Source organism: Hoyosella altamirensis (assembly GCF_014191505.1).
Classification (GTDB): domain Bacteria; phylum Actinomycetota; class Actinomycetes; order Mycobacteriales; family Mycobacteriaceae; genus Hoyosella; species Hoyosella altamirensis.
Genome location: NZ_JACHWS010000003.1, coordinates 27,316 through 40,702, shown reverse-complemented (window position 1 = coordinate 40,702; position 13,387 = coordinate 27,316). Strand labels below are relative to the sequence as shown.

Sequence of the window (13,387 nt, the reverse complement as noted above, 5' to 3'; positions counted from 1 at the left end):
GCCTAGTTTGTCTGAGTTTGGTGCTGCTACGGCCGATAAGATCAAGGTCTGAGGGAGCAAGCGGAAGTGACTGCACGGCAGTGGTATTCGGTGAGCAGTAAAGCGCGTAAAGGGGAGTGCGCTGGTAATGCTGCCTTGTGCCGTGTTACTTCCGCGAACCGCCGGTTCCGTTTCGTGAGCAGGCAGAACCACTAGGTGGTCTGTGCAGCACCAGAGTCAATTGGCTCCGGGCAGCCGGGCGTAACTCGGTGATTCGGAAGGGGTAGAGGGTCATGAGTTCGATTCCACGATTCGCTCGCGCTAGTCTGCGCTTCGCTAGGGCCGCAGCCGGTGTGACACTGATCGTTTCGGTTGCGTCGCTCACCGCAGGCGCCGGCGCGGCAGCACAGCCGAGCCCATCGCACAATGGCGAGGGACCACACGGCACCTCTGTCGAGGTGCCGCTGAATACAGACAGAATCCAGTTCGTTCAGCTTGATGATGCACACCCGGAAGCTCCAGAATTGTGGGCACTCATGCTGCCTGTGTCATCGTTCCCAGATCCTTATGTCATGAGTGACCGCAGCGGACCGGCGGCGCAGCGGGTTCTCGCGTCACTCGCGGGGGCGCCACGGGGGACTGTGCTCACGCCACACGACTGTATGGTGGGCGCGCCTGATGAATCCGTGGTCGTGCGTACGGCCACTGCGTACGATGGCGCCTCCTCACTCAATTTTGTGTTGAGCAAGACAGACGAGCCACTCGCCGCAGTGGAAGATCTGCTCGCAGAATGCCGGTTCGCGAAGGCAGTCGATACCTCTGGGAGTGTCACTGACATAAGTACGAAGTTGCTTCCGCCGCCCACAGTGAATGGGGATGACACGCTCGCGTACTCACGGACCGTCAGCCGGGCTGACATCGGTGCCAGCAGCACGCAGCTAGTCCTTGCCGCTCAGATTGATGATTACCGCATCATGGCCATCGGTGCGCAGTACGCCGACGGTGATCCTGACAGCACTCTTCTTCACGTGCTCTTCATGAACGCGGTAGAGCGAGTCCGGTCAGCCACGGCCGGGTAGAGCAGCGAAGCTCTCGCCCACTAGCACGAGGCGCTGACAGTTGAGCGCCGTGCCTTCACCGTTGGCGCGAGTTGTCCACAGGTTGGTGGGTTGTCCACATTCCCAGGGCTGGGCATGTTGCGGTGCCCGTGGCGCCAGCATGCTGTGTCCATGACATCCCATCACCTGCAGCCAGCAGAATCAGGCTCCGCCCAGCGTGGCAGTTCCTCCCGCCGTGCGCGTCCCCATGTTCGGTTAACCCACCCGAGTGAGCTGCTGAGTGCCCTGCCGGCGTTGCTGGGGTACTACCCAGAGGAATCCGTGGTGGTGATCTGCATGGGTGGTCCGCGCAACACAGACATGAAGGGCTTTGTCCGCGCCGACATCCCTCTGGAGACCGGTGGCACCCCAGACTGGGAATCAGTCGAAAGAATGCTCGCCTCGTTCCGTGAATTCTGCTATCGAAACGAAGTTGAGACAGTACTCATCACTGTTGTCAGCACCGTTGCACCTCTTGTGAAGGCGGAGTTCGCCTCCTGGATCTGCGCGGGACTTGAGGAAGCCGGGATCTCCGTAGGCGCGGCGTACATGACAGCGCGTATCGAGGCAGGCGAGCGCTGGTTCAGTCATTTTCCGGTGGAAGACGCGGGGTGGCTCACCGATCCGCGCGATTCTGAGGTGGCAGCGGAACTCGTTGTTGCGGGGCGCGTGATTCAGCGCAGCCGCGCCGACATGATCGCCGAACTGGATACTGCTGATGGCGCCCGAATGCGCAGGATTGACCAAATGATCTCAGTCCCGGGCGAGGGGGCGCGCAGAGTGCGGTCGGACACGGACAGCGACCGGCTCCACACGTTGCTTTCGGCAATTGCTGCGATGGCATCCGGAGCATGTTTCGACGATGCCGAGTATGCAAAGTTCGGAGAAGCTCTCCTGCGCGTGCCTGTCCGCGACTGTTTGTTCACACTCGCCCTCACCGACTCTGCTAACGAGGCCGAGCACTTCTGGCTAGATCTGACTCGCACCCTGCCTCCGCCAGCCCGCGCGGAGGCTGCTGTTCTGCTCGGATACTCCGCTTACGTCCGCGGTGAAGGTACGCGTGCCGGGGCAGCATTTGATATTGCTCTCGAAACGGAACCCGACCACAAAATGGCGAACATGCTCTTATCGGCGCTCTGCGTGGGCTTCCCGCCGCAGCACGTCGCTGAGATCGCAACTATCGGCTGGGAACTCGCCGCGGATATCGGTGTGGTACTCCCGCCCCTGGCGGAGGCAGACTTGGATCCCGGTCCACGTGGGTGACGCTAGGAGGCCCGCGCGGCGTGTGCGCGATCGCCGAGTTGCTGAGTGAACTCCCACGCATCGCTGACGATCTTGTCGATCGCTGTATGTGTCGGCGACCAGCCCAGCTCTGTAATCGCGCGGTCACTCGACGCGACAAGCACGGCTGGGTCACCGGGCCTGCGTGGAGCATCTTTCGCGGGAATGGGACGACCGGTCACGCGGCGGCATGCTTCGATAACCTCACGAACGGTGAACCCTTCGCCCGAGCCGAGGTTATAGATGCCATGCCTGCCGGGCTGGGATGCGTCAAGTGCCAGGAGGTGAGCCTCAGCAAGATCCAGAACGTGAATGTAGTCCCGTACCGCCGTACCGTCACGTGTCTCCCAGTCGGAACCGAACACTGAGATGCTCTCCCGGAAACCCATCGCTACCTGCAAAATCAACGGGATTAAGTGCGTCTCGACGACGCGATTCTCACCAGCGGAGCGGTACGCCCCAGCAACGTTGAAGTAGCGCAGGCTGGTAGCACCGAGCCCGTAGGCTTTGCAGTACGAAGTAATCGCATGGTCGATGGCGAGCTTCGAAGCGCCGTAGGGGTTGGTCGGTTGTGTGGGACAGTCCTCCGTGATCGGTACGGTGGGAGGTTCGCCGTAGGTTGCGGCGGTCGACGAGAACACCAGGCGGGGCACTGAATGGCGGCGCATCGCATCGAGAATCGACAATGTGGTGACGACATTTCCGTGCCAGTAGAGGTCAGGTTCGGTGACCGACTCACCGACCAGTGACCTCGCCGCGAAGTGAAGCACACCTTCGAAGGGGCCGCCGCCACATCCGCCACTCAAGATCTCGTCGGCGGCCTGGCCCGCATCCGCTTCCACGAATACGGCACCCTCGGGTACCGCTTCCCGGTTTCCCGTCGACAAGTCATCGACGACAACAACGCGATGTCCCCGCTCTAGGAGCACGGTGGCGCAGACGCTGCCTACGTAACCGGCACCGCCAGTGACGAGGAGATTCACAGGCTAGACCTTCTCCACCTGGATTGCGTGCGCCATGTCATCAGCGATGTCGAGACCCTCATGACCTGGCGTGGTGATACGGATTCCACCCGGATATGCCTGCGCTGTGATGCGAGCATTCGGGACCACACCGGCGTGGCGAAGCCTGGCGATCAACTCGGTGTCGACCTGGACGTGTTCCGCGAGCCGCCGGATCATCACATGCGCTGGCGTGCCTTGCGGAATATCCGACAGCCTGATTAGTGCGGGCTCCTGCTCTAATGGCAGATCGAGGCCGAGCATCTCAAGCCCGGGGATGGGGTTGCCATACGGAGACGTAGTGGGATGGTTCAGCACCGAGACGAGGCGCCGCTCCACATCTTCGCTCATCACGTGTTCCCAGCGGCAAGCCTCAGCATGCACATTTTCCCAACTCAGGCCAATGACATCGACGAGCAGCCGTTCAGCCAGCCGGTGCTTGCGCATGACCGCGACGGCGAGTTCCCGCCCTTTGGGCGTGAGTTCGAGATGGCGATCTCCCGCGACGGACAGAAGTCCATCACGCTCCATACGCGCGACTGTCTGACTAACAGTTGGGCCACTCTGTTCTAGACGCTCGGCAATGCGGGCGCGCAGCGGCACCACGCCCTCTTCCTCAAGTTCGTAGACGGTCCGGAGGTACATCTCCGTCGTGTCAACTAGTTCTCTCACTCTCACACCCCTCTGTCGAACGCGAGTTTACCTTCACCACAACCTTCCTGGGGGCTCCTGGTGCCCTGGGGCCGCAACGTGCCGCTAACGGAGGCCGTGTGCACGTGTCGTGCCCCCAGCGAAACAGTGCGGAAAGCCACACAATTCCCGAGTGCGCAGTAGCGTGGAGGACTATGAGGCAGCACCCGGAACCCGTTCCGCACAGCGTCATCTGGACGCCGGAGTTCCTCAGCTACCGGCTCAGCGATTCGCACCCGATGAACCCGCTCCGCCTTGAGCTGACAATCGAATTGGCTGAGTCCCTTGGAATTCTGGCGGAAAGCGAAATAATCCGTCCGGATCGTTCCTCGGAGCAAGAGTTGCTCCGAATCCACACGCCCGCATATCTCGCTGCCGTGCAGAAAGTGTCGGCGCCAGATTCGGGCATGCACCGGGAGAACCGGGTCATCGGCCTGGCGCACGGGCTCGGCAATGATGACAATCCAGTTTTCCCAGCGATGCATGACGCAGGCATGATCGTCGCTGGCGGCACGCTGGCCGCCGCACAGCAGATTCAGTCAGGCCAGGCGCGGCGGGTCGTGTCTATCGCGGGCGGTATGCACCATGCGATGCCCAACTATGCCGCCGGCTTCTGCATTTACAACGACTGTGCGATCGCGATCTCCTGGCTGCTCGAGCATGGATACAGCAGGATCGCGTACATCGATGTCGATGTTCACCACGGGGATGGCGTCCAGCACGCGTTCTACGACGACCCGAGGGTTATGACGATTTCACTGCATCAGCATCCCGCCACCCTGTGGCCGGGAACCGGATGGCCAGCGGAATTGGGCGACGGAGCGGCCGAGGGGACATCGATCAATGTGCCCATGCTGCCGGGTACTCCGGATTCACTTTGGCTACGTGCATTCCATGCGATCGTCCCCGGCGCCATCAGGGCCTTTGAGCCACAAATCATCGTGAGCCAGTGCGGCGCGGACACGCACCGCGAGGACCCCCTCGCCGACCTCGCACTTACAGTCGACGGCCAGCGGCTCGCATTCCGCGCCATGCGCGACCTCGCGGACGAATGTTGTGAGGGAAGGTGGCTCGCGGTCGGTGGCGGAGGATACGGGCTGATCCGCGTGGTGCCACGATCGTGGACGCATCTCATCGCGCTCGCCGCTGGGATCGATGTCGATCCCGCGACGGCGGTACCGGACTCGTGGAAAGAGCGGGCCAGGCGTTTCGCGCCCGACATCAGACCACCGGAGCGAATGGGCGATGAGGGCAGAGTGGAATTTGACCGGTGGAGCGGCTCCGTGGTCGCGCCGGTTACCGGGCCCCCGAGCGCCGAACGTGAACTAGCGCGAATTGATACCGCAATTCTCGAAACCCGTCGTGCAGTTTTCCCGCTGCTTGGCCTCGACCCGGATGACCCACGTGACTGAGAACCTCCCCGGAAATCACAAACCACCACCGTCTTATCCGGTCAGCTGGGAAGCGGACGTTCTCGCCTCTGACGGTGGCGTGGTACACCTGCGCCCAATCACTCCCGCTGACAGCGATGCGCTTGTCCGTTTCCACGCGGGCCTTTCAGAGCGGACACGCTACCTTCGCTACTTTGGTCCGTACCCGCGAATGTCTGATCGCGACGTCAAGCATTTCACGAACGTCGACCATCGCGATCGCGTCTCGTTCGTACTCATACTCGGTGATGACATCATCGGCGTCGGCCTGTACGAAAGCCTCCACTACTCGGGGACTGACAAATCCGCTGAGGTAGCTTTCGTCATTGCCGATGCACACCAGGGCCGAGGTCTTGGTTCGATTCTGCTCGAGCACCTCGCCGACGCGGCAGCACAGAACGGCATAACGCGGTTCGAGGCTGAAGTGCTTGCGGAGAACCGCGGCATGATCGCGGTGTTCAAAGAAGCTGGATATGAAGTCTCACGCAGCTACGACGGGAGCATCGCCCACCTGGCGTTCGACATCGATCCAACAGAGGCGCGTTTCACCGTCCGTGATTCGCGGGAACGCATGTCGGAGGCGCGCAGCGTCCGCAACGTGCTGCACCCAGGGTCGATCGCCGTCATCGGCGCATCGACCGATCCGTCGAAAGTGGGTGGCGCGGTTCTGCAGAACCTGCTTGCCGCGGGGTTCACAGGTCCGGTGTTTCCTGTCCATCCGGACCGGGTGTCTGTTCGAGGCGTGCGCGCCTATCCGACGGTGCGCGATATCCCGGATGAGGTGGATCTCGCCGTGGTTGCCGTGCCAGCGCCCGCCATCGATGAAGTGCTTGACGATTGCCTCGCGAAACGAGTCAAAGCGCTGGTAGTCGTGTCGGCGGGGTTCAGTGAGGCCAGCCTCGATGGTGTCGAGGCTGAACGTCGCCTCGTGCAGTCGGCGCGAGCGCACGGGATGCGCGTCATCGGCCCGAACGCGCTCGGCGTTGCCAACACTGACCCAGCTGTCGCGATGAATGCGTCCCTGGTGCCCATCTTGCCCCCGCGGGGGCGAATCGGGTTCTTCTGCCAGTCCGGCGCTCTCGGCATCGCAATCCTTGATACCGCGCGGCGCCGCCAGCTCGGGTTGTCCACCTTCGTCTCAGCGGGAAACCGCGCCGACCTCTCGGGAAACGACCTGCTCCAATACTGGGATTCTGATCCTGAAACCGACGTGGTCCTGCTGTACCTGGAAAGCTTCGGTAACCCTCGGAAGTTTTCCCGCATCGCTCGTCGCGTCGCTCGAAGCAAGCCGGTTGTCGCCGTGAAAAGTGGGCGACATGCTGCACCGTTCGCGCTGGCCGCAACGGGCGTCGCGCTTGATGAGTCGAGCGTGTCGGCCCTGTTCGAACAAACTGGCGTTGTGCAGGTCGCGAGTATCTCCGACCTTTTCGACTGCGCGTTGTTGTTCGGCTACCAGCCGCTGCCGGGCGGGCCGCGCGTGGCCGTGGTCGGGAACTCGACTGCTCTCGGCGTCCTCACCGTCGACGCGGCGCGCGGTGAAGGACTCGACGCTGCAGACCCGGTTGACGTCGGACCGCACGCAACGCCCTCCGAATTTGCGAGCGCGATCTCCGCGGCCCTAGGGGCCGATGACGTCGACGCTGTAATCGCGGTTTTCGTACCGCCCGTCGCGGTGCCAGCGGAGCCGTACGCGGCAGCGCTGCGCGAAACGGCGAGGGGAGCGGCAAAACCATTGCTGACAACCTTCCTGGGCAGCGAAGGCATCCCAAACGAACTCGCTGTTCTTGATGACAGCGGTGCGCCGCTGCGCGGTTCCGTACCCTCGTACCCTGGCCCCGAGCGGGCTGTGACGGCGCTCGCGCGCGCATGGCGGTACTCGCGGTGGCGGAGTCAGCCGATATCGAAAGTCGTGCGACCGGAGCGGATGGACCCTGACAAGGCCCGAGACATGATCCGGAGCTGGCTGCCGGTCTCAGGTCACCGCTGGCTCACTGACGAGGAAACCAACCGCCTGCTCGAATGCTACGGAATCGAGGTTGTCCAGTTCCGCGACGTCCATAGTCCGGACGAGGCAATCGCGGCCGCAGCTGAACTGGGTTTTCCCGTCGCCGTCAAAGCGGTCGGCGAGCAGTGGCAGTACCGAACTGATCTGCTTGGGGTTCGCCTTGATCTCACGAGGGAAACCTCGGTGCGCCTGGCGTATGAAGCAATTTCCGAGATCACTGGTTCGTCTATGGTGCGGGTGCAAAAGATGGCTGCGAAAGGTATCGGCTGCACGCTGGGCCTCCAGGATGACCCTTCATTCGGCACCCTCATCACTTTTGGGCTCGCGGGCGTGATCTCCGAATTAGTCGGCGACCGCGCGTATCAGGTGCCGCCGCTCACCGAAGAAGCAGCCAGCGCCCTCATCAATGCGCCGAAAGCCTCGCCGCTGCTCGACGGTATCCGTGGTGCGCCGCCGGCGGACAAAGCTGCACTCGTCGAACTGGCTCAGCGTGTGTCGGCGCTCGCGGTCGATCTGCCGGAGGTGCGGGAACTGCTGTTTCACCCGGTGCTCGCGGCACCGGACGAGGCGTCTGTCATCGGTGCCCAAATACGCATCGGCAGGGAGGTCGCTTACCTTGACCTCGATAACGCAGCGGGTGCGCGGCGCCTGCGATAGAGAAACGAAGGCGCGGGCCAGACTCCCGACAAGTCTGTCCCGCGCCGTGAACATGTGCTTATGACGCGTAGCCGCGCAGCTTCTCCGCGCGATCGCCCTGGCGCAGCTTCGTCATCACTTCGCGTTCGATCTGGCGGACCCGCTCGCGTGAGAGGCCGAAGATCCGGCCGATCTGATCGAGTGTGCGAGGCTGGCCATCCTCTAACCCATAGCGGAATGTGATGACCTGGCGCTCCCGCTCATCGAGGGTTGCGAGCACCGTGCGGATGTCGCTGTGCAGCAGTCTGGTGATCACTGCGGTCTCCGCGTCAGTCGCATCGGAGTCCTCGATGAAGTCGCCAAGCGGAGCCTCTTCGTCATTTCCGACGGGCATATCGAGACTCACTGGATCGCGGCTGTGGTCGAGGAGATCCTGGATCTTCTCCTGCGGGATTCCAGATTCCCGCGCGAGTTCTGCTTCTGTGGCTTCGCGCCCGAGTTGCTGATGCAGCTCACGCTTGATGCGAGCGAGCTTGTTGACCTGCTCGACAAGGTGTACTGGGAGCCGGATGGTGCGGCTCTGATCGGCCATGCCACGGGTGATGGCCTGCCGGATCCACCACGTTGCGTATGTCGAGAACTTGAAGCCCTTCGCGTAATCGAACTTCTCCATCGCACGAATTAGCCCGAGGTTGCCTTCCTGGATGAGATCCAGCAATGGCATTCCGCGGCCGGTGTATCGCTTCGCTAGTGAGACGACGAGACGGAGGTTCGCTTCGAGCAGATGGCTGCGCGCCTTCTGCCCGTCACGCACGATGTAGGCGAGATCCCGCTTCTTCGCAGGAGTCAGCTTCGGTGCAGTCTGCAGAATATGTGTCGCGTAGAGGCCTGCTTCGATGCGCTTCGCCAGCTCTACTTCGTCCGCGGCCGTCAGGAGTGCTGTGCGCCCGATACCATTGAGATAGACACGAACGAGGTCAGCGGCGGGGCTTTGCGAATCAAGCTCAGCTGCGGTGAGATCCGTAGCTCCATTCCTGCGGCGAGTGGTCGCGGGGCTGGTCATTGCGTGCCTCCTCATCGGTTGCCGTACATAACAACAACGGCCGGCACCCCGGAAATAGTTCCCGGGCGTTCTCGCGTGCGGCGACGCTGACCTGCGTTGATCTTCCACGGAACTGAGAAGTTGCTGAGAATGGCGCCCTCGGGGGAACCAAAGTTACTGGCTAGTTGCGGAGCTGAGCGACTCAGGTGTGCACGAGTACGGTAAACGGCCCGTCGTTGACAGACTCGACCGCCATGTCGGCGCCAAACTCCCCATGCTCGACTTTCAGGCCCTGTGCCTGCAGCGCCTGGGAGACTTCGCTGTAACGCTGCGAAGCTTCGTCCGGTGCCGCGGCGGCGACCCAGGATGGACGGCGGCCCTTCTTCGTGTTTCCCAGTAGCGTGAACTGGCTCACCAGCAAGATCGGCGCCCCGATGTCGAGCGCGCATTTCTCGTCGCGGAGTATTCGCAGTTCGGCGATCTTGCGCGCCATGATCGAAACCTGCGCCGGCCCGTCGTCGCGTGCCACACCGAGCAGTACCAGCAAACCAGGTGACTGAATTTCGCCTACCACGTCGCCCGCCACGGTCACAGACGCTCGAGTGACACGGGAAATGACGGCGATCATGCGGCTCCATCTTGGTTTGAGGAAAAGCGGTTCCGCATTTCGGCAGGGAGAACGATGCCGTGCCGGATTAGCGCTTCCGCGAGCGCGAGGCCGCTGGCGACTATTTCCTCCGAAGGCTCGTCAGTGGTGGCCGCAAGCAGTTCGAGCACGTCGCCGAAGGGCAGGCCCTCATCGCCGCGCAGACCCGATAGCAGCATCACACCGAGATCGTCTATCTCGTGCTGCCAGCGAGGACCTTCCGTGCGGTGAATGCGTGTCACCACTGAATCCCAGCCGTCTGCCCCCGGCACCGAAACTCGTTCGAGTGCGCTACTGGGGTTCAGGGCCAGACGTGCGGCCAGCAGGTCATGTGTTCGCAGCCACGCGACACGCTGCAGATATTGAGAAGCTTCGTTGCCGAGAGGGTCGTCGAACGAGTGGCGCAGGTCCTCGCAAAGAATGTCGGAAGGTGCGTCGGTTCGCCGGAGGAAGACGAACCCGAAACCGATCGCATCGACCCCTGCATGGTCGAGATGTGTCAGCCACTGTTCCTGGCGAGCGATCCCTGCTGGAGTGCGCAGGTCAACGTCGGTATCACGGAGCCAGGTGGAGACATAGAGATCCTTGTCGGCGATGTCCCGCTGCACGAACCAAGCGTCTACACCCTCGTCTGGCAGCCAGGACGCTACACGGGCACGCCAATCAGCGCCCTCTTGATGTACCCAGGATGCGAGCAGAGCGGCAGTGCCGCCGGGGCGCAGATGCTCGACGCTCTTCTGGACCACCAAAGCGCTCGCACCGTCGAGCTCCAGACCCGAATCTCGGTAGGTGAGTTCCACGGACGGTCCGCTGACTACGAAGGGCGGATTCGCGACGATCTGATCGAAGAGCTCACCCTCGACGGGGTCGAACCATGAGCCAGCGCGCATGTCGACATCGATGTTGTTGAGCGCGAATGTTGCTTCAGCGAGACGCAGCGAGCGGGCACTGATGTCGGTGGCGATGACCGAGCCCGCGTAGGTTGCCGCGTGGACTGCCTGAATCCCGCAGCCAGTGCCAAGATCGAGGACTCGCTCTGCGGGCCATGTCGGGGTTGCCCTCAGAAGAGACAGGGAAGCTGCACCGACGCCGAGGACGTGGTCCGTACTCAGTTCACGATCGCTCATCGACGCGTCGAAGTCCGACACGATCCACCGCGTACCGCTGCCGGTGTCGAGTGGACGGATATCGACTGGTGATTCCGCAACCCCCGCCTCGTTCGGCGCGAAAAGGCCCGCATGAATCAGCTCACTCGCACTAAGCGGGGCGAGGGCGTGCACGACATCGTCTGCGGGCAGCGGATCGCCGAGCATGAAGTACCTGATCAGCAACCCGAGTTGCCCGGCATCACGGCAGTATCGGCGGACTGCTCCCGGCTCGCCCCGGTCGAGCGCAGCGAGGCCGGAGTCGCCTAGGACCTCGATCACGCCGTCGGCAGTGAAGCTGATGCTCTCAAAGATTTCGCGCAGCGTGGTCCAGACCGCAGTGGTGTTGTCGTGCGTCACCCGTCGATTGTCTCGTGCTTTTGCTGTTCGATCGCGCGCTGCTCCTCTTTGATGGCGCGCCTGCGCGCGTCGTAGCGGTCTGGTTCACCTTTCCGCCGAGGCGGACGGTCGTTGGCGATGAGAACAGCGACCCATGGAAGAGGGATCGACAGCGCAACGATGAGGAGGGGGACCCAGCCAGTGCCCGTGACCGAGTAGGCGATCGCCGCAAGTATCAAAGCGGGGATGCGGAACGACATGAGAATCGTGTATTTCCGCACTCTGGCCCGGTGCTGCTGTTCGAACGACTCTGTTGCGCCCGTGATCAGCAACGGTTTGGAAGGCTTGCCAAATGCCTTCGCCGTGGATTCGTCCCCGGTGAAGAATCCGCCCTGGGAACTGCGCGGATGATTCGTCATGCTTCTACTCTCCCACTCCGGTGAGAACGAAGCCACTTCGGCCTCGAATCCGAGTACGGCATTATTGAAATGTGAGCACCGAAACCAAGGAACGTCCCGATACGCGGACGGACGAGACAACCGGCGACGATGTACCCAAGTTCTTCCACTACGTGCGTAAGGACAAGATTACAGAAAGTGCTGTGACAGGAAACTACGTCGTGGCGTTATGCGGAGAAGTATTCCCCGTAACACGGTCACCCAAACCCGGATCGCCAGTGTGCCCGGAGTGCAAAAAGATCTACGAGCGTATGCGCTCGCAATAGCTGGACCACCTGGCTCGAGTTCTGTTGGCCCACCTCTGAGCGACAATCGCGATTCCCGAGTAAGTTTGTCGCTCAGAGGTGGGCAAGGCGCGCTTGCCTCGCCGGTGCGCCCCATACGGGAACGCCCTAGGGTTTTTTGAGCTGTTCCACCACTTCGTCGTCATCAGCCGGATCAGCTTCGTGTCTGCCATGGTGGCTGCGCAGCTCACTGGCCGGCTGATCGGTGACCACTCTGATCGATCCCGACGCAAGCCGCAGCAACTGAGACGTGACGGGCCGTTGTTCGTCGGGACGCTCCGACGCTGCCTGCGCCTGGTTCGCGAGCCACCGCCTCACCTGTTCGATTCGTGTCGCGCGTGCCGGCCAGATCTCCTGGATCGTCGCATTGAACTCGGCGCCCAGCATGATGGCAAAGCCGAGGGAAAACGCGAAAAGCAGGAACGCGATCGGCGTTGCCAGTGCGCCATACGTGTAGCCGGTTCGCGTGACTGCACCGAGGTATACGCGCAGGCCCGTACTGGCCGCGTAGAAGACTGCACCGGCGAGGATCGCGCCCGCGAGTAACCTGTGCCACGGCAAGCTGCGGGGCAGCGCGACCTTATAGAGCGTGGTCAGGCCAAACAGCAGCAGAACCGCAACCGCCGGGTAGTAGAACGTGCGCACCATCTCCGAACCGAGCTGATCCCACGAATCAGGAATGAGGTCCATGATCAGCGCAGGTCCGAGCGCAACGAGTGGCATGGTGAAGACCGCGAGGAACAGAAACACGACGTAGAGGAGCAGCGCGAAAAGGCGCTGCCACACCGGATGGCGATGCTCGTTCTGGCCGTGCGCCTCCACGATTGCGTCGACGAATGCGGAAATCGCTGAGGAACCCGCCCACAGCGACAGCACGAAGCCCACGGACACGAACTCAAGGCGGCCGCGGACGAGCACATCGTTGACTGTGGGCTGGATGATCTGGTCAACGACGCTCTCATTGAACACTGCGCCACTAAAAGTGATGATCTTGCCCTCAATGATGTCGATCGTGTTCGGCCCGAACCAGTCGCCGACGTAACCGAGCATCCCGAGCACTCCGAGGAAGAGGGGCGGGAGCGAAAGCACCTGCCAGAATGCAGCGGTGGCGGAGTGGGAAAAGATCGAGTCGTCCCATGCCTTCACCGTCGTGCGCCCGATGACCTGGCCGGTGCGGCGGATCGGGTGCCAGCGGTGGGCCCGGGCGGGGCGGTCACCGCGTGTTGGCGTTTCTTGTTCGCTCATGGCCTCTCTAGGATGCTCGACGGGCCGGAGCAGGGCGGGGAAGCGGTCTGTCGTGTCTGCGGCGGGGGATAGGCGGTCCGGTGAAATAATATGGGTCGCGCTAGCGTCC

General features: G+C 62.3%; 12 protein-coding genes. 5 read left to right on the top strand and 7 right to left on the bottom strand.

The genetic code is table 11. From position 1 onward, the window contains the following. The first annotated feature begins 272 nt into the window (after positions 1–272). Both FHU29_RS14280 and FHU29_RS14275 read left to right on the top strand, forming a co-directional pair. A complete protein-coding gene (locus tag FHU29_RS14280) occupies positions 273–1,058 on the top strand; it encodes a hypothetical protein (protein ID WP_064440402.1) in 786 nt (261 codons plus the stop codon). 150 nt (positions 1,059–1,208) lie between these two features. Beyond that, entirely contained in the window at positions 1,209–2,339 is a 1,131-nt protein-coding gene (locus FHU29_RS14275) for a DUF4192 domain-containing protein (protein WP_074390861.1), read from the top strand. A gap of 2 nt (positions 2,340–2,341) precedes the next feature. On the opposite strand, the gene galE is transcribed toward FHU29_RS14275, so the two are convergent. Next, a complete protein-coding gene (gene galE / locus FHU29_RS14270; protein ID WP_064440400.1) occupies positions 2,342–3,340 on the bottom strand; it encodes a UDP-glucose 4-epimerase GalE in 999 nt (332 codons plus the stop codon). Positions 3,341–3,343: 3 nt separating this feature from the next. Continuing rightward, positions 3,344–4,030, bottom strand: coding sequence for an iron-dependent transcriptional repressor DtxR (locus FHU29_RS14265; protein ID WP_064440399.1), 687 nt, complete (start codon positions 4,028–4,030; stop codon positions 3,344–3,346). Positions 4,031–4,203: 173 nt separating this feature from the next. Between FHU29_RS14265 and FHU29_RS14260 the strand changes: the two genes are divergently transcribed. Further along, complete coding sequence (locus FHU29_RS14260; protein WP_064440398.1) at positions 4,204–5,460, top strand: acetoin utilization protein AcuC; 1,257 nt, start codon at positions 4,204–4,206, stop codon at positions 5,458–5,460. After that, complete coding sequence (locus tag FHU29_RS14255; RefSeq protein ID WP_064440397.1) at positions 5,444–8,140, top strand: bifunctional acetate--CoA ligase family protein/GNAT family N-acetyltransferase; 2,697 nt, start codon at positions 5,444–5,446, stop codon at positions 8,138–8,140. The genes FHU29_RS14260 and FHU29_RS14255 overlap by 17 nt, the downstream gene beginning before the upstream one ends. Positions 8,141–8,198: 58 nt before the next feature. Here the strand turns inward: FHU29_RS14255 and FHU29_RS14250 are convergent, their stop codons facing one another. From FHU29_RS14250 to FHU29_RS14235, 4 genes are all read right to left on the bottom strand, one after another. Further along, entirely contained in the window at positions 8,199–9,182 is a 984-nt protein-coding gene (locus FHU29_RS14250) for a sigma-70 family RNA polymerase sigma factor (RefSeq protein ID WP_064440396.1), read from the bottom strand. A gap of 181 nt (positions 9,183–9,363) precedes the next feature. Next, the gene (gene dtd / locus FHU29_RS14245) at positions 9,364–9,789 is read right to left on the bottom strand and encodes a D-aminoacyl-tRNA deacylase (RefSeq protein WP_064440395.1); all 426 of its coding nucleotides are present in this window, start codon (positions 9,787–9,789) and stop codon (positions 9,364–9,366) included. After that, the gene (locus tag FHU29_RS14240) at positions 9,786–11,312 is read right to left on the bottom strand and encodes a N5-glutamine methyltransferase family protein (protein ID WP_064440394.1); all 1,527 of its coding nucleotides are present in this window, start codon (positions 11,310–11,312) and stop codon (positions 9,786–9,788) included. The genes dtd and FHU29_RS14240 overlap by 4 nt, the downstream gene beginning before the upstream one ends. Beyond that, entirely contained in the window at positions 11,309–11,710 is a 402-nt protein-coding gene (locus FHU29_RS14235) for a DUF3099 domain-containing protein (protein ID WP_232322966.1), read from the bottom strand. Before FHU29_RS14235 ends, FHU29_RS14240 begins: the two co-directional genes overlap by 4 nt. A gap of 71 nt (positions 11,711–11,781) precedes the next feature. Between FHU29_RS14235 and FHU29_RS14230 the strand changes: the two genes are divergently transcribed. Next, positions 11,782–12,015: a DUF3039 domain-containing protein gene (locus FHU29_RS14230; RefSeq protein ID WP_074390860.1), complete on the top strand. Its 234-nt coding sequence runs from the start codon at positions 11,782–11,784 to the stop codon at positions 12,013–12,015. 126 nt (positions 12,016–12,141) lie between these two features. On the opposite strand, the gene FHU29_RS14225 is transcribed toward FHU29_RS14230, so the two are convergent. Next, positions 12,142–13,278, bottom strand: coding sequence for a YihY/virulence factor BrkB family protein (locus tag FHU29_RS14225; protein WP_064440393.1), 1,137 nt, complete (start codon positions 13,276–13,278; stop codon positions 12,142–12,144). Positions 13,279–13,387 lie beyond the last annotated feature (109 nt).